General features: G+C 67.6%; 18 protein-coding genes and 8 pseudogenes. 8 read left to right on the top strand and 18 right to left on the bottom strand.

The genetic code is table 11. The annotated features are described in order from the left end of the window. A pseudogene (locus PGN37_RS00270) lies at positions 1-139 on the bottom strand (glutamine amidotransferase); the annotation flags it as partial. Then, positions 136-1,365: pseudogene (locus PGN37_RS00265) on the bottom strand (MurT ligase domain-containing protein). The pseudogenes PGN37_RS00270 and PGN37_RS00265, both read right to left, overlap by 4 nt. A 77-nt stretch (positions 1,366-1,442) precedes the next feature. On the opposite strand from PGN37_RS00265, the pseudogene PGN37_RS00260 reads away from it, so the two are divergent. Next, positions 1,443-2,449 (top strand): annotated as a pseudogene (locus PGN37_RS00260) (DEDDh family exonuclease). Position 2,450: 1 nt separating this feature from the next. Here PGN37_RS00260 and PGN37_RS00255 read toward each other — a convergent pair. From PGN37_RS00255 to PGN37_RS00200, 12 genes and pseudogenes are all read right to left on the bottom strand, one after another. Continuing rightward, a complete protein-coding gene (locus PGN37_RS00255) occupies positions 2,451-2,702 on the bottom strand; it encodes a hypothetical protein (RefSeq protein ID WP_335329024.1) in 252 nt (83 codons plus the stop codon). 412 nt (positions 2,703-3,114) lie between these two features. Beyond that, positions 3,115-3,717, bottom strand: coding sequence for an alpha-isopropylmalate synthase regulatory domain-containing protein (locus tag PGN37_RS27235; protein WP_442932796.1), 603 nt, complete (start codon positions 3,715-3,717; stop codon positions 3,115-3,117). Then, complete coding sequence (locus PGN37_RS27230) at positions 3,654-4,124, bottom strand: hypothetical protein (RefSeq protein WP_442932795.1); 471 nt, start codon at positions 4,122-4,124, stop codon at positions 3,654-3,656. The genes PGN37_RS27235 and PGN37_RS27230 overlap by 64 nt, the downstream gene beginning before the upstream one ends. Before the next feature lie 46 nt (positions 4,125-4,170). After that, a pseudogene (locus PGN37_RS00245) lies at positions 4,171-4,815 on the bottom strand (2-isopropylmalate synthase); the annotation flags it as partial. Between the two features lie 290 nt (positions 4,816-5,105). Then, positions 5,106-5,767, bottom strand: a pseudogene (locus tag PGN37_RS00235) (helix-turn-helix domain-containing protein). Between the two features lie 10 nt (positions 5,768-5,777). Next, positions 5,778-6,964, bottom strand: a pseudogene (locus PGN37_RS00230) (NAD(P)/FAD-dependent oxidoreductase). Next, positions 6,961-8,325, bottom strand: coding sequence for an FMN-binding glutamate synthase family protein (locus PGN37_RS00225; protein ID WP_335329022.1), 1,365 nt, complete (start codon positions 8,323-8,325; stop codon positions 6,961-6,963). The pseudogene PGN37_RS00230 and the gene PGN37_RS00225 overlap by 4 nt, the downstream one beginning before the upstream one ends. Further along, a complete protein-coding gene (locus PGN37_RS00220) occupies positions 8,325-9,014 on the bottom strand; it encodes a protein glxC (protein WP_335329021.1) in 690 nt (229 codons plus the stop codon). Before PGN37_RS00220 ends, PGN37_RS00225 begins: the two co-directional genes overlap by 1 nt. Beyond that, positions 9,002-9,919 carry a glutamine amidotransferase gene (locus PGN37_RS00215; protein ID WP_335329020.1) on the bottom strand — a complete coding sequence of 306 codons (918 nt, stop codon included), beginning with the start codon at positions 9,917-9,919 and terminating at the stop codon, positions 9,002-9,004. The genes PGN37_RS00220 and PGN37_RS00215 overlap by 13 nt, the downstream gene beginning before the upstream one ends. 22 nt (positions 9,920-9,941) lie before the next feature. Further along, a complete protein-coding gene (gene glnT / locus PGN37_RS00210) occupies positions 9,942-11,267 on the bottom strand; it encodes a type III glutamate--ammonia ligase (protein ID WP_335329019.1) in 1,326 nt (441 codons plus the stop codon). Positions 11,268-11,383: 116 nt separating this feature from the next. After that, positions 11,384-12,637 (bottom strand): ammonium transporter, encoded by a 1,254-nt coding sequence (locus tag PGN37_RS00205; protein ID WP_335329018.1) that lies wholly within the window; start codon positions 12,635-12,637, stop codon positions 11,384-11,386. Between the two features lie 210 nt (positions 12,638-12,847). Then, positions 12,848-13,429 carry a nitroreductase family protein gene (locus tag PGN37_RS00200; RefSeq protein WP_335329017.1) on the bottom strand — a complete coding sequence of 194 codons (582 nt, stop codon included), beginning with the start codon at positions 13,427-13,429 and terminating at the stop codon, positions 12,848-12,850. Positions 13,430-13,528: 99 nt separating this feature from the next. Between PGN37_RS00200 and PGN37_RS00195 the strand changes: the two genes are divergently transcribed. From PGN37_RS00195 to PGN37_RS00170, 6 genes are all read left to right on the top strand, one after another. Then, positions 13,529-14,794, top strand: a complete 1,266-nt coding sequence (locus PGN37_RS00195) for an aspartate kinase (RefSeq protein ID WP_111511402.1) — start codon at positions 13,529-13,531, stop codon at positions 14,792-14,794. A 31-nt stretch (positions 14,795-14,825) separates the two neighbouring features. Continuing rightward, the gene (locus PGN37_RS00190) at positions 14,826-15,860 is read left to right on the top strand and encodes an aspartate-semialdehyde dehydrogenase (protein WP_442932794.1); all 1,035 of its coding nucleotides are present in this window, start codon (positions 14,826-14,828) and stop codon (positions 15,858-15,860) included. A gap of 65 nt (positions 15,861-15,925) precedes the next feature. Beyond that, a complete protein-coding gene (locus PGN37_RS00185) occupies positions 15,926-16,993 on the top strand; it encodes a DUF4185 domain-containing protein (RefSeq protein WP_335329025.1) in 1,068 nt (355 codons plus the stop codon). Next, positions 16,993-17,679, top strand: a complete 687-nt coding sequence (locus PGN37_RS00180) for a YoaK family protein (RefSeq protein WP_335329016.1) — start codon at positions 16,993-16,995, stop codon at positions 17,677-17,679. The genes PGN37_RS00185 and PGN37_RS00180 overlap by 1 nt, the downstream gene beginning before the upstream one ends. A gap of 55 nt (positions 17,680-17,734) precedes the next feature. After that, entirely contained in the window at positions 17,735-18,193 is a 459-nt protein-coding gene (locus PGN37_RS00175; protein ID WP_335329015.1) for a hypothetical protein, read from the top strand. An 83-nt stretch (positions 18,194-18,276) separates the two neighbouring features. Then, positions 18,277-19,719, top strand: a complete 1,443-nt coding sequence (locus tag PGN37_RS00170; protein WP_335329014.1) for a catalase — start codon at positions 18,277-18,279, stop codon at positions 19,717-19,719. Positions 19,720-19,781: 62 nt separating this feature from the next. On the opposite strand, the gene rpsR is transcribed toward PGN37_RS00170, so the two are convergent. The 4 genes and pseudogenes from rpsR to rpmB all read right to left on the bottom strand — a co-directional run bounded on the left by rpsR (position 19,782) and on the right by rpmB (position 20,719). Further along, positions 19,782-20,021, bottom strand: a complete 240-nt coding sequence (gene rpsR / locus PGN37_RS00165; protein WP_335329013.1) for a 30S ribosomal protein S18 — start codon at positions 20,019-20,021, stop codon at positions 19,782-19,784. Next, positions 20,018-20,317 carry a 30S ribosomal protein S14 gene (gene rpsN / locus PGN37_RS00160; protein WP_335329012.1) on the bottom strand — a complete coding sequence of 100 codons (300 nt, stop codon included), beginning with the start codon at positions 20,315-20,317 and terminating at the stop codon, positions 20,018-20,020. The genes rpsR and rpsN overlap by 4 nt, the downstream gene beginning before the upstream one ends. Further along, entirely contained in the window at positions 20,317-20,484 is a 168-nt protein-coding gene (rpmG, locus tag PGN37_RS00155; protein WP_046364040.1) for a 50S ribosomal protein L33, read from the bottom strand. The genes rpsN and rpmG overlap by 1 nt, the downstream gene beginning before the upstream one ends. Further along, a pseudogene (rpmB, locus tag PGN37_RS00150) lies at positions 20,484-20,719 on the bottom strand (50S ribosomal protein L28). Before rpmB ends, rpmG begins: the two are co-directional and overlap by 1 nt. A 98-nt stretch (positions 20,720-20,817) precedes the next feature. Between rpmB and PGN37_RS00145 the strand changes: the two are divergent. Continuing rightward, positions 20,818-21,684, top strand: a pseudogene (locus tag PGN37_RS00145) (CobW family GTP-binding protein); the annotation flags it as partial.

The following is a 21,684-nucleotide window of genomic DNA, read 5'->3' as shown; positions in this document are numbered from 1 at the left end:
GAGCGTGATCTCGACGATCTCCGCGTCGATTCCGCGCAACCGCAGGCGCTGACGCAGCACCAGCGAGTTGCCGCCGTCGCCGTAGGTGCCCATCACGTCGGGGCAGTACGAGTCCGATGCGGACCGCGGATTCGCTCATGGCAGCCGCCTGTTCAGCTGAAGGAATGCCGTGTAATTGGCGAGCACCTCGACGTGGCCGGTGTGGGCAGCTGCGGATCGCGGACATCGTGTCGTGCACCAGCGTGTGTTCGACGCCGGCGTAGCCGAGGCGCACGGCGAGATCGGTGCCACGCTCCCCGGCGGCGACCACCGGCACGTTCTCGAAGTGTTCGAAGCGGACGTCCCACAACCAGGACAGATCCTCGCCGTCGGGCACCTGTCCGTTGACGGAGATCACCACGCCCGCTGCGTCGCGGTCGAGCATCGACAGGGCCTCCTGCCACCCGGCGGGGTTCTTGGCCAGCAGCAGGCGCGCGGTGTGCGACGGGCCGACCGGCACGGTGCGGTAGCGGCCGGCCACCTCGTCGACGGCGGCCACGGCGGCGACGGCCCGCGGCGGGATCGGCGCCGAGGGTGACCGCCGCGGCGACGGCCTGGGTGGCGTTGCCGCGGTTGACGGTGCCGGGCAGGGTGAGCGTCATCGGCAGGTTCAGACCGTCGGGGCCGTGGATGTGGGTGTCGTCGTACCACCAGTCGGGGGGTGGGCCGGTGGAAGTCGCAGCCCGTCGAGCGCCAGTCCGCTCCCTCGCGCACGATCACCTCGCCCGACCGGGGGGCAGCTCACCGAATCGCTGGCCCAGCCGCCGCCGGCGGCCACCCACACCACATGCGGATGGTCGTAGGCGGCCGAGGTCATCAGGACGTCGTCACAGTTGGCGACGACCACGGCGGCCTGGTGGCGCGCCAACCCCCCGCGCAGGGTCCGCTCGATGTGGTTGATCTCACCCACGCGGTCGAGCTGATCCCGCGACAGGTTGAGCAGCACGATGACCGAGGGGGGCGACGGCGTCGCTGACATGGGGAACGTGCATCTCGTCGACCTCGAGGGCAGCCAGCGACGCGCCCGGAGCGGCGGCCAGTGCGGGCAACGAGCCCGGCGTCCATGTTGGCGCCCTCGGCGTTGGTGGCGACGGGCCCGACGGTGGCCAGCGCCGCAGCGGTCATCCGGGTGGTGGTGGATTTCCCGTTGGTGCCGGTGATGACGACCGTGCGGCGGCCCTGGCCGAGCTGCGCCAGGATCGACCGGTCGATCGTCATCGCGACGAGTCCGCCGATCATCGCCCCGGCGCCACGGCCGGTGACCCGCGACGCCCACCGGGCGCCTGCGCCTGCTGCGAGCGCTGCTCGTGCGCGTACCGAGACCATTCCCGGCAGTTTAGAGAAGGGGCCGACACGCGGCGTGGGGAGCAAGGCTTGTCGGGGCTGCGTGCCATTCTCGGGGAGTGAGTTCAACCGCCGTGCGCACCTGGGGCCGGCCCGCCGATCAGGCGGGCGCCGGGTGGGCGGTCGTCGACGTCGAGACCTCCGGGTTCCGGCCCGGGCAGGGCTCGCGTCGTCAGCGTCGCCGCGCTCGCGCTCAGTGACGACGGCAACGTTGAGAAGAGCCTGTACTCGTTGCTCGACCCGGGCGTCGATCCGGGCCCTACTCACATTCACGGGCTCACCGCGGAGATGCTCGCGGGTCAGCCGACGTTCGGGGGACGTCGTCACGGATCTGTGTGAGGTGTTGCAGGGGCCGCACCCTGGTCGCCCACAACGTGGGCTTCGATTACGCATTTCTCGCCGCCGAGGCCGAGATGGTGGGCGCAGCGCTACCGACGGACACCGTGATGTGCACGGTCGAGCTGGCCCGACGGTTGGACCTCGGACTGGACAACCTGCGACTGGAAACGCTCGCCGCGCACTGGGGCGTGACTCAGATGCGCCCGCACGACGCGCTGGACGACGCGATTGGTGCTCGCGCAGATCCTCAAGCCGGTGCTGGTGCGGGCATGCGAGCGGCGCACGTGGCTGCCGGTGCACCCGGTGTCGCGGCGTATTTGGCCCAACGGACGTGTCACCCACGACGAGCTGCGCCCGTTGAAGGCCATGGCTGCGAGGCTCCCGTGCTCCTACGCCAACCCGGGCCGCTTCACATCCGGCCGACCCCTGGTGCAGGGCATGCGCATCGCGGGTGGCCGCCGAGGTCGACCGGACCTACGAAGAGCTGATCGAACGAATGCTGCACGCGGGCCTTGCGTTCACCGAGTCCGTTGACCAGCACACCTCGCTGGTGGTGAGCGATGTGCCGGACACAAGGCAGGGCAAGGCATTCCAAGCGCGAGAACTGAACGTGCCGGTGATGGCGTCCGCAGAGTTCATGGACTCAATGGTGTCCGTCATCGGCGGTGCCCAGATCGAAGACTTCGTCGGCTCCGACCTGGGCGACGATCAGCTCGCTCTGTTCTGAGCTACGGCGCTTCGCAGATACGCCCCGGGGTGCATCCCGCGACGTCTTGCATGCCGTCCTGACCTGGTGGGATCTCCCCGACGATGGGCGGCGGACCGCCCTCGGGAGCCGTCGCGTCGCAGGCGGCGCCGCGGGCGGCACCGCCAGGGTCGTCGCACGGCACATTGGGTTGTGCACCGGCGACGGGTGCCATCGCGATCACTGTCGCGGCGGCCCCCGTCAGCAGGGCTGTTCCGAAGGAAACGAGTTTCATGTTCCTGGGAGTTACCAGGGCATGGGCTGTCGAAACTGTCTAGCTGCTAAAACAATCAGTCGTCACCGTTGTTGCAGACCCGGCCCGGAATGCAGCCGGCACCGCCGATGTAGGGGTTCCCTCCGCCCTGGCTCGTACCCTCGCCTGTTCCCGTCGTCCCGCCGCCGGGGGCGACGTTTTCACAGGGGGTGCCGTCTGCGGCGCCGTGCGGCGTTGCGCACTCCGGCCTGCGCGACCGCGGCGGGAGCAAACGAGATCATCGCCGCGGCCGCGAGGGTGAGAACTGAACCAGACGTGAACTTTAGCTTCATGCGGTGGTGGCTTCCCGACCGAAGGGGACCCGAAACCGCAATCAGCACAAGTCATTTCTTGATCACTTCTTCGTTTCGTAAAACGGATCAGCTGGGTGCACTCAGCGCCGAGCGGCGCGGTTCACCGCTGACACCACCGCGCGCAGCGAAGCTGTTGTGATCGAGGTCGCGATCCCGACACCCCACACGGTCTTGCCGTCGATCGAGGCCTCTACGTAGGCCGCGGCCTGCGCTTCTTCACCCGAGGACATCGCGTGTTCGGAGTAATCCAGCACGTTGACGTCGTAGCCGATCGCGCCCAGAGCGTCGACGAACGCGGCCAGCGGACCGTTACCGGCGCCGACGATCTCGCGTTCGGTGCCGTCGACCTTGACCACCGCGGTGATGGTGTCGGTTCCACCGTCCACCTCGGCGGCGTCGACGCGTTGCCGCATGCGCTCCAGCGGCGTGATCGGCGCCAGGTACTCCTCGTGGAACGCGTCCCACATCTCCTTGGGCGACACCTCGCCACCCTCGCCGTCGGTGATGGCTTGGATGGCAGACGAGAATTCGATCTGCAGGCGCCGCGGGAGCGCCAATCCGTGGTCGGCCTTCATGATGTAGGCCACCCCGCCCTTGCCGGACTGTGAGTTGACCCGGATCACGGCCTCGTAGGTGCGGCCGACGTCCTTGGGGGTCGATCGGCAGATAGGGGGACCTGCCACAGGATGTCGTCGACATCCGAATCCTGTTCGTCCGCAGACACTTTCATCGCGTCCAGACCCTTGTTGATGGCGTCCTGGTGGCTGCCCGAGAAAGCGGTGTACACCAGATCGCCACCGTAGGGGTGCCGTTCGTGGACCGGCAGCTGATTGCAGTACTCGACCGTGCGGCGGATCTCGTCGATGTTCGAGAAGTCGATCTGCGGGTCGACACCGCGGGAGAACATGTTCAGGCCCAGCGTCACCAGGCACACGTTTCCGGTGCGCTCGCCGTTGCCGAACAGGCAACCCTCGATGCGGTCCGCACCGGCCTGATAGCCGAGTTCGGCTGCGGCGACGGCAGTTCCACGATCGTTGTGGGGATGCAGGCTCAAGATGATGCTGTCGCGGGGGGTCAGGTGCCGGTTCATCCACTCGATGGAGTCGGCGTACACATTCGGGCGTTGCCATCTCCACCGTCGCCGGCAGGTTCACGATCAGCGGCACCTCGGGCGTCGGAGCGACGATCTCGGCGACGGCGTTGCAGACCTCGACGGCGTATTCCAGCTCGGTGCCGGTGTAGGACTCGGGGGAGTACTCGAAGCGCCACTGGGTGCCGGGGGGTACTTCTTCGCCTCCTCGACGCACATTCGCGCGCCGTCGGGTGGCGATCTTCTTGACGGCGTCGCGGTCGGCCCGAAACACGACCCGCCGCTGCAGGATCGACGTCGAGTTGTAGAAGTGCACGATCGCCCGGGGCGCGCCCTCACAGGCCTTGAAGGTCTTCTCGATCAGCTCGGGGCGGCACTGCGTCAGCACCTGGATCGTCACGTCGTCGGGGATCGCGCCCTGCTCGATGATCTCGCGGACGAAGTCGAAGTCGGTCTGGCTCGCCGACGGGAAGCCGACCTCGATCTCCCTGTAGCCCATCCGGACCAGCAGATCGAACATGCGCCGTTTGCGGGCCGGGCTCATCGGGTCGATCAGCGCCTGGTTGCCGTCGCGCAGGTCCACCGCGCACCACAGCGGGGCGACGTCGATGACCTTGTCGGGCCAGGTGCGGTCGGTCAGCGCGACGGGCTCCACCTCGGCGGCGAAGCTGCGATACCGGCTGACGGACATCGCGGACGCGCGCTGGGTGTTCCAAGCAGGCTGGTCGTCACGGCGGGGGCCGGCGGGCGTGGTGATGGTGCGTACCGAATGGAAGGCGTCGGGAGTGAAGTTCTCGGTCATGATGTGGGCTCCGGGTTGGATCGGGGAATCTCAGACCGGCGCATCGCGAATACCCGCGACGGGAGGCCAGTCTGGATCAGACCCCCGTCGCGGCGTCCGAGAAGGAGCACCCGCTGCACGCCGATGACTGTACTCCCGCGGGCCCGTCGGGCAAAACGCCCGGTTGTGCGGGCGCGGCTTCAGATGTGGGAGTCGGGGAACGCGATCACCGACAGGAATCGGATCGGTACCTCGACCAGGTCGACGGGGCCGTGTGCGCCCTCGCCGTCGAACTGCAGAGAATCGCCGGGGTGCAGCCGGTAGACCGAGCGGCTGTGGCTGTAATCCATGACCCCTTCGAGCATGTAGATGAACTCGGTGCCCGGGTGCTGGAACAGCGGATACGTCCGGCTCTTCTCCGACAGCGTGACCTGCAGACACTCCAGCCGCTTGTGCTCGCCGCGCAGCGAGCCGAGCAGTTCGTAGTCATGCCCTTCGCGGGGTGCCTTCGCGCACGATTCGCGCGCCGGTGCCCGACCGTACGAACGCCGCCGGGCGCTCGACGTCTGCGCCGCGGAACAGGCTCGTCACCGGCACGTCGAAGCCCTTGGCGAGCAGTGCCAGAGTGGACAGGCTGCAGGACGTCTGCGCGTTCTCGATCTTGCTCATCATGGCCTTCGAGATGCCGATTGCGCGCGGCGGTGTCGGCGACGGTGAGACCCTGCTGCAGCCGCAGCAACCGCACGTTGCGCCCGATCGCCGTCTCGATCTCGAGTTCGTCGACGGGCTCCTGCGGATCGCGGTCGCGGGCGGTGCCGGACTTGTTGCGTAGCAGCGATGCGTGATCGTCAGCAGAGGTCACGGCTACCTGTCTAGCGCATCTGTCCGGCGCCGACGTACGGGTACGGCGTGGTGAGCAGGTCGCCCTCGGCGAAACGGGAGAGCCGGAAATCCGATGCGGGGATGCGGGGGGTCGCGGCTGCGGCCGTCGGTGACGATGTCGGCGGTGAGCCTGCCGACCGCCGGCGCGATCTTGAAGCCGTGCCCGGAGAAGCCGGCGGCGACGATCAGGCCGTCGAGGTGGGTGCGGGAGATCACCGGGTTCCAATCGGGCGTGACGTCGTAGCAGCCGGCATAACTGCTGGTGATGACCGCGTCGGGGAATCCGGGGAAGCGGGTGCCGACCTTGTCCACGGTGAGGTCGACGAACTCTTCGGTCGCCCGGTTGAGATAGCTGTCCGGGGTCGGCGGTCTGCGCGTCACTGAGATCGCTGTTGCCGAAGAGGATCTCGCCGCCCACCTCGGGCCGCACGTACTGCAGCGAAACGAGGTCGGAGAACACCGGCACCGGGGGAAGATCGACACCGGGGTCGATCAACACGATCTGTTCCCTCACGACGCGAATCGGTACGTCGACGCCGTGGGGGGCCAAGAACGGTTGCGTCCACACCCCGGTGGCGACGACGACGGTACCGGCGGCGATCTCGGTGCCGTCGGCCAGTGCGACCCCGGTAACGCGATTGCCACTGGTGGTCAATCCCGTTGCGGGACAGCCCTGGAGGATGCGGACACCGGCCGCGCGAGCGGTCGTCGCGAACGCCTGGGCGGTCTGGTAGGCGTCGCCGTATCCGCCGCGCGCCTCGTAGCCGAAAGCCGCGAACGGTTCGAGATCGGCGAATGGCCACATCTCGGCGACGGCGGCGCGATCGATCTCCTCGGTGTCCACGCCGACAGACTTCTGAGCGGCAAGGCTTTTGCGTAGCGCATCGACGTTGGGTTCACCGACGCCGACGACGTACCCGGTCTGGCGGAACCCGATGTCGGTGCCGAAGATCTCGGTGGCCTGCTCGAATACCTCGAGCCCGGCGGCGGCCATCGCGGCCAGCGAACTGACTCCGTAGTGGCAGCGCACGATGCCGCTGGACTTGCCGGTCATGCCGGAGCCGACGGTGCCGCGTTCGACGACGACGACGTCGGTGACGCCACGCTCGGCGAGTGCCCACGCGGTGGCGCATCCCTCGAGCCCGCCGCCGACGATCACGACCTCGGCGGTACTCACAGGCCGGGAATCCAATTCGTACCGGCCAGCGGGACTTTCGCCATCGCGGCGGCCTCGATACTGACGGCGACCAGGTCATCGGGTTCGAGGTGGCAGACGTGCGACTTGCCGCAGGCGCGGGCGATCGTCTGCGCCTCCATCGTCAGCACCCGCAGGTAGTTGGCCAGCCGCCGGCCGGCAGCCACCGGATCGAGGCGGGCGGCGAGCTCGGGATCCTGGGTGCTGATGCCCGCCGGATCGTTGCCGTCCTGGTAGTCATCGTAGAAACCCGCTGCACTGCCGAGCTTTTCGTACTCAGAGGCGAAGCGCGGGTGGTTGTCGCCCAGCGCGATCAGAGCGGCGGTGCCGATCGCGACGGCGTCGGCGCCCAGCGCCAGCGCCTTGGCGACGTCGGCGCCGTTGCGGATGCCACCCGACACGATCAACTGGACCCCGCCTTTCCCCGTCGCTCCGCGAGCTCCGCTCGCCCCGGTGCGATGCACGCCGAGCTCCTGCAGCGCACGCACCGCCTCGGGGATCGCCGCCAACGTCGGGATGCCGACGTGTTCGATGAACACCTCCTGGGTGGCCGCGGTGCCGCCCTGCATGCCGTCGACGACGACAACATCGGCGCCGGCATGTACTGCGAGCTTGACGTCGTAGTAGGTGCGGGTGGCGCCGACCTTGACGTAGATCGGCTTCTCCCAGTCGGTGATCTCCCGCAACTCGTTGATCTTGATGGTGAGATCGTCGGGTCCGGTCCAGTCGGGGTGGCGGCATGCCGAGCGCTGATCGATGCCCTGCGGCAGCGTGCGCATCGCAGCGACGCGTTCAGAGATCTTCTGCCCCAGCAGCATTCCGCCGCCACCAGGCTTGGCGCCCTGACCGAGCACCACCTCGATCGCGTCTGCCTTACGGAGATCGTCGGGGTTCATCCCGTATCGCGACGGTAGGTACTGATACACAAGGTGCTTACTTTGACCGCGTTCCTCGGGCGTCATGCCGCCGTCGCCGGTGGTCGTCGACGTACCGACCTCACTGGCGCCGCGCCCCAGCGCCTCCTTGGCCGGCCCGGACAGCGCACCGAAACTCATGCCCGCGATGGTGACCGGGATGGCCAGGTGCAGAGGATGTTTGGCGTGCCGGTCGCCGAGCACCACGTCGGTGGCGCAGCGTTCGCGGTAGCCCTCCAGTGGATAGCGCGACATCGACGCGCCGAGGAACAGCAGATCGTCGAAGTGGGGGAGCCGCCGTTTGGCACCCCACCCACGGATGTCGTAGACGCCCGTGTCGGCGGCACGCTGAATCGCGGCGATCGTGGCGCGATCGAAGGTGGCGGACTCGCGCAGGCCGAGGCGTGCGCGGTCGTCGGTGTCGGTCATCAGTAGCTCGCAGAGTTGTCGACGTGGAAGTGATACAGCGATCGGGCGGAGCCGTAGCGGGTGTAAGCGCCGAGATCGTCGCCCTCGAAACCCGCTGCCTTGAGCAGCTCTTCGAGCTCGCGCAGATGCTCGGCGCGCATGGGCTTGGCCACGCAGTCAGCGCCGAGGGAGGCCACCTCGCCACGCACGTAGATGCGCGCTTCGTACAGCGAGTCGCCGAGTGCCTCACCGGCATCACCGCGCACCACGAGCCGGCCGGCCTGGGCCATGAACGCGCTCATGTGCCCGACGTTGCCACCCACGACGATGTCGACGCCCTTCATCGAGATACCGCAGCGCGCCGCGGCGTCGCCCTCGATCACCAACAGACCGCCGTGTGCCGTCGCACCCGCGGATTGGGAGGCACTGCCTTTCACCCACACCGAACCGCTCATCATGTTCTCCGCGACGCCAGTGCCCGCATTGCCGTTGATCACGACATCGGCGTGCTGGTTCATGCCCGCGGCGTAGTAGCCCACGTGGCCGTCGACGGTCACACTGACCGGCGCATCGAGACCCACGGCGACGTTGTGAGCGCCGGCGGGATGGGCGATGACGAACTCGCCCTGCAGGTTCGGGGCGTGCAGTGCGGTGTTGACATCGCGCAGGGATGTGGTCTGAAGGTCGAATCTGGTTGCTAGCGGCTCCATGCGTAGACGACCTCCGGTTCGGGTTCCCAGATGCGGGCCTTCTCGACACCGGGAAGGCTTGACAGAGCGCGGTATTCACTGGCCATGGCCACCCAGTCGGCGGTCTCTGCGATGACCGCGGGTTTGCACGCGATGGCATCCCGGACCACGGCGAACGAATCGCGATTGGACACCAGCAGCGTGTAGAAGCCGTCGAAGGTCGCGCAGAGTTCCTTGAGGGCGCTTTCCACGTCGCGGCCCTCCGACAGCTGCGCGGCGATGAACCGGGCACCGACCTCGGTGTCGTTCTCGCTGTCGAACACCACCCCGCGGGACCGTAATTCGCGACGGATGGTGGCGTGGTTGGCGAACGATCCGTTGTGGACCATGCACTGGCCCGGTCCGACGGCGTAGGGATGACAACCCGACGGGGTGACCGCGGACTCGGTCGCCATCCGGGTGTGGCCGACGCCCTGCCAGCCCTGCGCCCCGGCCAGTCCCCATTGCTCGGTGAGCGCGCGGGGATGACCGACACCTTTGAGGACCGCCATGTCGGAGCCGAAGCCGGCGATGATCGCCTCCGGGTAGCACGACCGCACCGCCGCCAGCAGCGTCTCCGACGAGGTGTCGCAGGACAGCAGGTGGCTGTCTCCCACGGCGACCACGTCGACGCCGTCGACATCCTCGTCGAGGGCGGTGGCCACGGTGCGCCGGACCAGCTCGGCGTCCTCGGCACGGCCGGTGCCCAGGTCTGCCACCGACACGCAGCCCTGACCCGGCGGGGCCCACGCGGGGTCGCCGTAGACGGCGACGCCGGCCGAATCGCTTCCCCGGTCGCCCATTTCGCAGAGCATGCCGCTCAGCAGGGCGCCCAGGTGGGAGTAGAGCTCAGGTGTGCGCAGGTGCAAACCGACGATTCCGCACATGTGTCCTCCGTGTTCAGAGCTGTCAGAAGGCGGTCAGGTACTGGTCGATCTCCCACGGGCTGACCGCGCTGTGGTAGTCGAAGAACTCCTCGCGTTTGAGGCCGGCGAAGTACGCGGCGACCCCGTCGCCGGCGGCGTCGAGAACCCCGGTGACGACGGGGTCGCTCTCGAATTCGTCGACCGCGTGCAGCAGCGTGGGTGGCAGCGGGCGGGTGCTGATCCCCGACCCGACGGCACCGGGGTCGGTACTGCGCTTGATCCCGTCGATGCCGGCGCCCAGCGCGGCGGCGATCGCCAGGTAGGGGTTGGCCGAGCCGTCGCCGCCGCGCAATTCGACGCGCTGGTTGTCAGGCACCCGGATGTAGTGGGTGCGGTCGTTGCCGCCGTAGGTGGGCAGGCGGGGCGCCCAGGACGCACCCGAGCGCGTGGACACTGCGCCGGTCCTCTTGTAGGAGTTGACCGTCGGTGCGATCACCGCCTGCAGCGCGCAGGCGTGATCGAGGATCCCGCCGATGAAACCGTATGCAGTGTCGGACAATCCGAGGCCCCGGCTGTCGTCACGCTGGCCGTCGTCACCCTGCGCGGGGAACACGGCGTTGCCTGCGCTGGTCAGTGACAGGTGCAGGTGTAGGCCGCTGCCGGTCTTGTCGGAGAACGGTTTCGGCATGAACGTCGCGATCATGCCGCGCTCCGCGGCGATCATCGACAGCAGGTATCGCAGCGTGACGACACGATCGGCAGTGGTGATCGCGTCGGCGAAGGTGAAGTTCTGCTCGAACTGGCCGTTGCCGTCTTCGTGGTCGTTGGCGTAGTTGGACCAGCCGAGACCGTTCATCGCGGCCGACACTGTCGTGAGGTGGTCGTACATGCGGGTGACCCCGCGCGCGTCGTAGCAGGGCTGAGATGCGGTGTCGGCGGCGTCGGCGACCGCGACGCCACCGTCGTCGGTGCGGCGCAGCAGGAAGTACTCGACCTCCGCCCCCACCCACGGCTCGAATCCGGCGTCGCCGCAACGCTGCACGAGGTTCTTCAGGATGACTCGGGGAGCGTACGGCCAGGGTGCGCCGTCGACGTGGGGGTCGCAGTGCACGATTGCCAACCCCTCCTTGAGGAAGGGCACCGGGGTGAACGAGGCGGGGTCGGGCAGCGCCATCAGGTCGGGGTCCTTGGGCTCCTGACCCATGGCGCCCACGGCGTACCCGGCGAAACCGACGCCCTCGGTGGCCAGGAGATCCACCGCCTCGACGGGAACCAGCTTGGCGCAGGGCTTTCCGCGCAGATCGACGAACAGCGCGAGGATGAATTTGGTACCGGTCTTCTCGGCTGCGATCGCGAGGTCCTGGGCCATGGCGTCCACCTTGTGTCTCTTGTTAGGAATCAATGTATCAGTAGCGGAAACACCCCGCACATCGAACGGCCGGTGCGAACGTTGTGGCTGTTCGCACCGGCCGGTCGAGTGATTGGCTAGACGGAGGCGAGTTCGTACGACGCCTCGCGGTGGAACGCCGCGTCGATGCCCTTCTCCTCGTCGTCTGGCGAAATGCGAATGCCAACAGTCTTTTTCAGCGCATACGCGATGATGCCGGCGACGACGAACGAGTAGACCATGACCGCGCCCGCTGCCACGGCTTGGCGCCACAGCTGGTCGAAGCCACCGCCGTAGAACAGGCCGTTGGTGGCATTGGGCATCGAGTCGCTGGCCAGCAGGCCGATCAGCAGCGTGCCGATGACACCGCCGACGAGGTGCACCCCGACCACGTCGAGGGAGTCGTCATAGCCGAAGCGCTCCTTGAGGCCCACGGCGTACACGCACACCGCGCCGGCGATCGCACCGAGGATGATGGCACCGACCGGGGTCACCGCGCCACAGGCCGGGGTGATCGCGACCAGGCCGGTGATCGCGCCCGAGGCCGCGCCGACGCCGGTCACGTGACCGTCCTTGATCTTCTCCACGGCGATCCACGCCAGCGTCGCCGCGCAGGTCGCGACGAAGGTGGTCACCATGACGATCGCGGCCGAATTGCCCGCTGCCAGAGCAGAACCGCCGTTGAACGCATACCAGCCGGCCCACAGCAGACCGGCGCCCAGCAGCGTCAGAGGCACGTTGTGGGGCTTGCGCAGCTGGCCCCAGCTCGCCGACTTGCCCAGCACGATGGCGACGGCCAGCGCGGCCGCACCGGCGTTGATGTGCACCGCGGTGCCACCGGCGAAGTCGATCGCCTTGAGCTTGTTGGCGATCCAGCCACCGGCGGAGTCTTCGGTGACCACGCCGTCGAACGCGAACACCCAGTGGGCGACGGGGAAGTACACCAGCACCGCCCACAGCGTCGCGAAACCCATCCACGCGCCGAACTTCATCCGGTCGGCGACCGCACCGGAGATCAGCGCCACCGTAATGGCGGCGAACAACGCCTGGAAGATCGAGAACAAACTGACCGGCAGGCCGGAGATCGTGGTCTGCGTCTCGAGAAGGTCCTTCATGCCTGCGAATTCGGTCAGGTTGCCGAGGAAGCCGCCGTAGGAGGTGCCGAAGACCATCGAGAATCCGAACAGCACCCACAGCACGCCGACCACGGCGACCGCGCCGAACGTCATCATCATCATGTTGGTCGAGCTCTTGACGGACACCATGCCGCCGTAGAACAACGCGAGACCGGGGATCATCAGCGTGAGGCCGATGATGCAACACAGCATGAACGCGGTCGTCCCTGTATCCATAGACTTCTCCTGCGATTACCGGCCCCGCTGCGGAGCCGTTCACCGACAGTTACCGATGTCTCTGTTACGTGGACTGTTTCCTCAGGTTTCGGCCACGTAACGGATTCGTTCGACTGCGGTTTGATGGCAGCGAGTGTGTGGATTTATTCGCAACACGCCGCGAGAGGCGTATCAGGACGCACATTCGCCTCATCGACGGGTGGATGAGGCTCAGCTCAGCGGCCAGTTCAGCACGATCTCGTCGAGCGGGCGCCGTTCGCGGGGCGCGCGGTCGCGCTCGGCGATCTCGGGGTCGACGTCGGCGCGGTCGCCGAGGCGGCCGACCGCGATCACCATCAACGGGCGCAGCTCGTCGGCCAGATCGAACGCCTCGACGGCACCCTCGGCAGAGAAGCCGGCCATCGGGTGCACCACGAGGCCCCGCGCGACCGCCTCGACCGACAGCATCCCCAGGGCCGACCCCGCGTCGACGCTCGAGTACAGCGCGGTGTTCTCGTCAGGTCCCTGATCGGCGCTCAACAGGATCAGGGCGGAGGCCACCTTGGCGTAGCTGTTTCCTCTGCTGAGCAGGCCGGCCAACGTGCCGAACGTCTCGTCACCGCGGCGGCCCACCACGAACCGCACGGGCTGGCGTCGCCCCCACGTGGGCGCCCACCGGGCGGCCTCGAGGAGCGCGATCAACTCGTCGTCGGAGAGTTGCGCCGTCGGATCGAATGCGCGTGGACTCCAACGAGCAGCGATGGGCGGGTGTACGGGGACCGAGGTCTGGGCCAACCGATCAGGGGACGTCACACCGGCGACGCTACTGGGGCGAATAAATCAGGTGCGCGCAGCCTTTATCCTTGTTCGGGATCTCCCCGGCTGTCTCAACAGTGATGAAAGGTTCTCGCAGTGGCGCTCGTCGTACAGAAGTACGGCGGATCCTCGGTGTCCGACGCCGAGCGCATCCGTCGTGTGGCCGAGCGCATCGTCGAGACCAAGAAGGCAGGCAACGACGTCGTCGTCGTGGTCTCGGCAATGGGCGACACCACCGACGAGCTGCTCGACCTGGCCAAACAGGTGTGCCCGGCGCCGCCCGCTCGTGAACTCGACATGCTCCTGACCGCGGGAGAGAGGATCTCGAACGCGCTGGTCGCGATGGCGATCGAGTCGCTCGGCGCCCAGGCCCGCTCCTTCACCGGCTCCCAGGCCGGCGTCGTCACCACCGGCACCCACGGCAACGCCAAGATCATCGACGTGACCCCCACCCGGCTGCGCTCGGCGCTCGACGAGGGCCAGATCGTGCTCGTCGCCGGCTTCCAGGGTGTCAGCCAGGACACCAAGGACGTCACCACCCTGGGTCGCGGCGGGTCCGACACCACTGCTGTCGCCGTCGCGGCGGCCCTCAACGCCGACGTGTGCGAGATCTACACCGACGTCGACGGCATCTTCACTGCTGACCCCCGCATCGTGCCCAACGCCCGCCGCCTGGACACCGTCTCCTTCGAGGAGATGCTCGAGATGGCCGCCGCGGGCGCGAAGGTGCTCATGCTGCGCTGCGTCGAGTACGCGCGCCGGTTCGATTTGCCCATCCACGTCCGCTCGTCGTACTCCGACCGGCCGGGCACCATCGTCAAAGGATCGATCGAGGACATCCCCATGGAAGACGCCATCCTCACCGGAGTAGCCCACGACCGCGGGGAGGCGAAGGTGACCGTCGTCGGCCTGCCCGACGTCCCCGGTTACGCCGCCCAGGTGTTCCGCGCGATCGCCGACACCGACGTCAACATCGACATGGTGTTGCAGAACATCTCCAAGGTCGAAGACGGCAAGACCGACATCACGTTCACGTGCTCGCGGGAGAGCGGGCCGGGCGCGGTGGAGAAACTGACCTCCCTTCAGGACGAGATCGGCTTCACTCGAGTGCTCTACGACGACCACATCGGCAAGGTCTCGCTCATCGGTGCCGGCATGCGCAGCCACCCCGGCGTCACGGCGACGTTCTGCGAGGCACTGGCCAAGGCCGGCATCAACATCGACCTGATCTCCACCTCGGAAATCCGGATCTCGGTGTTGATCAAGGACACCGAACTCGACCGCGCCGTCGCCGCCCTGCACGACGCCTTCGGGCTCGGCGGCGACGAGGAAGCGGTCGTCTACGCGGGAACGGGGCGCTGATGGCCGGGCGAGCGAAGCGACGGGAAAAATAATGGTCAACATCGGAGTAGTGGGGGCGACCGGCCAGGTCGGTCAGGTCATGCGAACCCTGTTGGCCGAGCGCGACTTTCCGGCCACCGAGGTCCGGTTCTTCGCCTCGGCCCGCTCGGCGGGCAAGAAGCTGGAGTTCCGCGGACAGCAGATTGAGGTCGAGGACTCGGAGACGGCCGACCCGTCCGGACTGGACATCGCGCTGTTCTCCGCGGGCGCGACGATGTCGCGGGTGCAGGCGCCGCGATTCGCCGCGGCGGGCGCGGTCGTGATCGACAACTCGTCGGCGTGGCGCAAGGATCCCGATGTGCCGCTGGTGGTCTCGGAGGTGAACTTCGCGCGCGACGCCGGGGTCCGACCCAAGGGGATCATCGCGAACCCGAACTGCACGACGATGGCCGCGATGCCGGTGCTCAAGCCGCTGCACGAGAAGGCCGGCCTGGTCCGCATGATCGCCTCGACCTACCAGGCGGTCTCGGGCAGTGGGCTCGCCGGTGTGGAGGAACTCTTCGGTCAGGCCAGCGCCGTCGTGTCCGAGAGTCAGGCGCTGGTGCACGACGGCAGCGCGCTGCAGTTCCCGGCCCCGAACAAGTACGTGGCGCCGATCGCGTTCAACGTGGTTCCGCTGGCCGGGTCGCTGGTCGACGACGGCTCGGGCGAGACCGACGAGGATCAGAAGCTGCGCAATGAGAGCCGCAAGATCCTCGGCATCCCGGACCTCGCGGTGTCGGGCACATGTGTGCGGGTGCCGGTGTACACCGGGCACTCGCTGTCGCTCAATGTCGAGTTCGCACAGCCGTTGTCGGCCGCGGAAGCCACCGAGATCCTGTCCGGAGCGCCGGGGGTGACGATGGTCGACGTCCCGACGCCGCTGGCGGCCGCGGGTACCGACGACTCGCTGGTCGGCCGCATCAGGCAGGACCCGGGTGTGCCCGACGGCCGTGGGCTCGCGCTGTTCGTCTCCGGGGACAATCTGCGAAAAGGCGCGGCGCTGAACACCATTCAGATCGCCGAGCTGCTGGCCGCCCAGCTCTAGTGCGCCGAAACCGACGTTTGGGCGGGTAAGTGCGAGAGACGGGCGCCATTTCGTCGATCTCGGCGCTGGTGCTCGCCCTCGCCCTCGCTCCCGGAGCGTCGGCCACGCCGGTCGAACTGCCGTTACTACAGCCCGGGCAGGTGCTCCGCGTCGGCCCGGTGGCCGGAACCGGAACGCCGACAGCCGACTACGGAATCGGCGCGACGGATCTGTGTGAGTTCATGGAGTTCCCCTCCGGCATCCTGCAGGTGTGCGGGGACAGCTTCGCCGGTCAGGGCGTCGGCTTCGGCGGGTGGTACTCACCGATCGCACTGCATGTCGTCGACGGGTCGCTGGAAGACCCCGGCGGAGTGCGCTACGACGGGGTGACGGGAATCGGGGCTCCGCTGCTCGCCGACCCGACGCCGCCCGGATCGTCACAGTTGCCCGCGGGCATCGTCGAGATCAACCGCGAGAACTACATGCTCGTCACCACGACCAAGGACCTACGCCCCCAAACGTCACGTCTCGTGAAAGCCGAAGGAGGACAGGGGTATTGGGCGACTGTGCCGGGCTCTGTGCGTGACGCCGCCTATGCCGGTGGCGGGCAGTCTCAGATCAGCGGTTACTACGATCCGATCCCGACTCCTGACTCGCCCCGGGGCTGGGTGTACATCGTCGCGAACAACTTCGATCGCACCGGTCCGCTGACCCTTTACCGGACGCCGCCGCAGACGTTCACGGATCGCGCGGCATGGCAGGCGTGGTCTCCCGCCGGATGGGGGACGCGGCCCGTGCCGCTGTGGGGCGATCGGATCGGCGAGATGAGCGTGCGCCAGATCGACGGGCAGACCGTGCTGTCGTATTTCAACGTCAGCACCGGCAATATGGAGATCCGCGTCGCCGACGATCCGACCCAGCTCGGAACCGCACCGGTCACGACCGTCGTCGTCGCGGCGCCCTGGCCGGAGCAGGCCGACGATCTGCCTGCGCCACAGGACAATCGACTCGCCCAGCCCTACGGCGGTTATCTCTCGCCCGCCTCGACGCCCGACGCCGTGCGCGTGTTCGTCAGCCAGTGGAACACGACCCCGCGCGGAGGCAGCCCCTATCGGGTCATCCAGTTCGCCGTCAATCCGTTCAAGCCGTCATGATGAAGAACACGGACGCCGATCACACCGCGGCACTCTGGTTCGCGCTGTTGCTGACCTTGGCCAACGGCTCCATCGACGCTTACACCTATCTCGCGCGCGGCGGCGTGTTCGCCAACGTCCAGACCGCCAACGTGATCCTGTTCGCCATCGACGCCTCGGAGGGCAAGACGTCCGCGGCCCTCGCCCACGTGTGGCCCCTGCTGGCCTTCGTCGCCGGCATGCTGCTCGCCTCGCACATCAGGACCGGACGCGCCGAGCGCCACGTTCGGCGGCCGCTGCTGTGGACCATGGCCGTACAGAGCAGCGCCCTGGCCGTGATCGGCCTGGTGCCGGTCTCGGCGCCGCACAACTACGTGACGATTCCGATCTCGTTCCTCGCCGCCATGCAGATGGGGCTGTTCCGCAGAGTCGGCGACCTCGCCTATCTGCCGGTGGCGACGACAGGCAACCTGATGCGGTTCATGGAGGCCGCCTACGACGGCTTCGTCGATCGACAGCCTGCGCAACGCAGAGCCGCCGGTGTGTACGGCGCCCTGATCGCGGCATTCGTCACCGGCGCTCTGATCGGTGCGCTGGCGACGGACCGATGGTCCGCCCGCGCGATCTGGATCGCAGCGGGCCTGCTGGCCGTCACCGTCGTGGTGTTCGCGCTCGATCAACGGCGGCGCACGCACCCAGGCTCATAGTCAATTCACAGGCGATGCTTAACCGGTACTGCGCAACGGGGAGCAGGATCGCCGCATGACCGAGACACCCCCGCCGTCGACGCCCCCGTCATCTCCGTCGTCATCAGGGCCGCCCGACCAGAACGAGCCCGTCACCGCTCCCGTCTTCGCACCGCCGCCGTCCTACTCCGAGCCGCCTCCGATGCAGCCGCAGACCGTCTACGTCGAGCGGTCCAGCCGTCTGACCAAGGTGGCGGCATGGGTCGGCATCGTCGCCGGGTCGTTGTTCATCGTGGTCGTGATCTTCGGCGCCGGCTTCTTCACCGGAAAGGCCGTCGGCGATCACCGTGGCGACAACCGCGGGCACGAGATGATGATGCGCCCGGGGTCGGCCATGTTCCCGATGGGACCGCCGGGAGGGTTCCAGCGCGGGCCGTCCTTCTCGGGTCCCTTCGGTCCGGGACAGATCATCGAGATCCCGCGGCCTCCCGGCGGGGCTCCCGACTCTCCCGATACGCCGACGCCGCCGCGCTGAGGGCGGATTTTCCGCGCGGCTTTGGGGGTATGCGGCGGTGGATTGCGGCGCAGCCCGGCAGCCGCTCAGCCTGAGGAGAGTAGATGTCTGACAAGTACGCGACAACCGACGGCGGGGCGCCGGTCCCCAGCCTCGAGCACTCGCTGACCGTCGGCCCGGACGGGCCCATCCTGCTGCAGGATCACTACCTGCTCGAGCAGATGGCCAACTTCAACCGGGAGCGCATCCCCGAGCGCCAGCCCCATGCCAAAGGCGGCGGCGCCTTCGGCGAGTTCGAGGTCACCCACGACATCAGCGCGTTCACCAAAGCCGCGTTCCTGCAGCCGGGCGTCAAAACCGAGATGGTGGCCCGGTTTTCGACGGTGGCCGGCGAGCGAGGCAGCCCAGACACCTGGCGTGACCCGCGCGGGTTCTCGTTGAAGTTCTACACGTCGGAGGGCAACTTCGACATGGTCGGCAACAACACCCCGGTGTTCTTCCTGCGCGACCCGATGAAGTTCCAGAACTTCATCCGCAGCCAGAAGCGGATGCAGGCGTCCAACTTGCGCGACCACCACATGCAGTGGGATTTCTGGACCCTCTCGCCGGAGTCGGCCCATCAGGTCACGTGGCTGATGGGTGACCGCGGCATCCCGAAGACGTGGCGGCACATGAACGGCTACTCCAGCCACACCTACAGCTGGGTCAATGCCAGCGACGAACTGTTCTGGGTGAAGTACCACTTCAAGACCGACCAGGGCATCGACTACCTGACCCAGGAGGACGCCGACAGGCTGGCCGGTGAGGACGCCGACTACCATCAGCGGGACCTGTTCACCGCGATAGAGGACGGCAACTTCCCGACGTGGACGTTGCACGTGCAGGTCATGCCGTTCGAGGACGCGAAGACCTACCGCTTCAACCCCTTCGACCTCACTAAGGTGTGGCCGCACAGCGACTACCCGCTGCAGCAGGTCGGGAAGATGACGCTGAACCGCAACGTCGTCGACTATCACGCTCAGATGGAGCAGGCCGCGTTCGAGCCGAACAACGTCGTGCCCGGCACGGGGTTGTCGCCCGACAAGATGTTGCTCGCGCGCGGCTTCTCCTACGCCGACGCCCACCGGCACCGGCTCGGCGTCAACTACAAGCAGATTCCGGTCAACGAACCCAAGGTGGAGGTGCGCGCCTACTCCAAGGACGGGCCGATGCGCATCCGCAACGTCACCGATCCGGTGTACGCACCCAACTCCATGGGCGGCCCCGAGGCCGATCCGCGGCGGGCGTCGGAAGTGCACTGGGCGTCGGACGGGGACATGGTCCGGGCCGCGTATGCGTTGCGCGCAGAGGACGACGACTGGGGTCAGGCAGGCACTCTGGTGCGGGAGGTGCTTGATGACGACGCGCGAGATCGCCTGGTGCAGAACATCATCGGGCACGTCTCCGACGGAGTGAAAGAGCCTGTGCTGTCCCGGGTCTTCGAATACTGGCGCAACGTCGATCCCGATCTCGGTAAGAAGGTCGAAGAAGGCGTGCGAGGCGCGTAGTTCCGTCGCGAGCGCACGGTTTCTGACGAGAACCCCGAGAGGGTCTGTCAGAAACCGTGCACTCAGCGCTGGCCCGGGTAGGGCAGAAGCGCCATCTCCCGAGCATTCTTGATCGCCGTGGCGACCTGGCGCTGTTGCTGGACCGTGACGCCGGTGACCGTTCGTGAGCGGATCTTTCCGCGCTCGGAGAGGAACTGCCGCAGCGTCGCGGTGTCTTTGTAATCGACGGCCTCGATCCCCAAGGACGACAACAGGTTTCGGCGCTTCTTCGCGGGCTCGAGTACCCGCCTCGTCCGCTTCACCAGCTCGACTTCCGGACGCCGGGCAGCTCGCCACGGTGCGCCAGTTCGCGCATCCGCACGCGCGACAGCCCGAACTTGCGGAGGTGACCACGGGGCCGGCCGTCGACGGCGTCCCGGTTGCGCAGCCGCACAGGGCTCGCGTCGCGGGGTTGCCGGTTGAGCTCGACCTGTGCCGCCGCGCGCGCCTCGGGCGATCCGGTGCGGATCACCTCCTTGAGTTCGGCGCGGCGCTCGGCGTAGCGGGCCACCACCTCGCGGCGTCGGGCATCGGCGACGATCTTCGATTTCTTCGCCATCAGCGCTCTTCGCGGAAGTCGACATGCCGGCGCGCGACGGGGTCGTACTTGCGCAGGACGATCCGATCCGGATCGTTGCGCCGGTTCTTGCGCGTGACATAGGTGTACCCCGTGCCTGCCGTCGAGCGGAGCTTGACGACCGGTCGGATGTCGGTGCTGCGTGCCATCAGATCTTCTTCCCTTCCCGGCGGAGGCGGGCCACCACCGATTCGATGCCGTCGCGGTCGATGGTCTTGATGCCTTTTACGCTGACGTTCAACGTGATTCGGCGACCCTCTGACGGCAGGTAATAGGTCTTGCGTTGGATGTTGGGGTCCCACGCCGGCGCGTGCGGCGGTGTGAATGCGACACCGCGTTGCCAAAGCCGGGAGCGCGACCGGTGACCTGACAGTGAGCGGACACGACGCCTCCTTAATGAAAATCGTTTTCGACAAGATGCACAGCGGACTGTAGCGTGAACGCGTCGTTATTGAAAATCATTCCCGATAAGGAGTCAGTCGATGCGCACCCCCGTCATCGTCGTGGCCGGTCAACACGGCACCGACGACATCGCCCGAGTCCTGCTCGACCGGCCGCGGACCGTGGTGGTCGAGCACTACTTCGACGGGCACGTGGTGCACCGCACGACTGCTTCGATGCAGCGTGGGGTGACGGTGAAGGCCGACGCCGTCCTGGAATTGAGGAACTGCTGCCTCGCGTGCACCGTGCGCGAGGATCTGTTGGCCCATCTGTGTCACCTGCACCGCCGGGGCGGTGTCGAGCGCATTGTGGTGCGCCTCGCCCCGTGGCTGGAACCCGAACCCGTGTGCTTCGCGATCCATCATTCGGCCCGCGGCCCGCGAGGTGTCTCTCGCAGCGGTGATCACCGCTGTCGACACCCACACCTGGCTGCGGGAGGCGCTCGGCGAGGACGAATTGGCCGACGGTCGCACCGTGGCGCAGGTGGTCGTCGGGCAGGTCGAATTCGCCGACGTCGTCGTCGCGAGCGCTCCGGAGCCCGAAATGCTCGCCGTGGTGCGCAGACTCGCGCCGCGAGCCCGCGTCACCGTCGGCACCGACCGGCTCGAACTCTCACTCGCCCACCTGGAAGCCGACGCGCGGCGCGGGGCGCAGCGACGATCCGCACGCGTCGCTGCTGGGTGGTCAACCGCCGTTGGACACCGACGGTCGAGTCGGGCTGGTCGAGTTCACCACGCGACGTCCATTCCATCCCGAACGCCTGCACGACGCAGTCGACGTCCTGCTCGACGGCGTGATCCGCACCCGCGGGCGGCTCTGGTTGGCCAACCGGCCCGACCGGGGTGATGTGGTTGGAGTCTGCCGGCGGCGGACTGCGGGTGAGCAACGGAGGGAAAGTGGTTGGCTGC

The organism is Mycobacterium kyogaense, from assembly GCF_036946525.1.
In the GTDB taxonomy this organism is placed as follows: Bacteria; Actinomycetota; Actinomycetes; order Mycobacteriales; family Mycobacteriaceae; genus Mycobacterium; species Mycobacterium kyogaense_A.
This window is presented reverse-complemented; position numbering and strand designations above follow the sequence as displayed.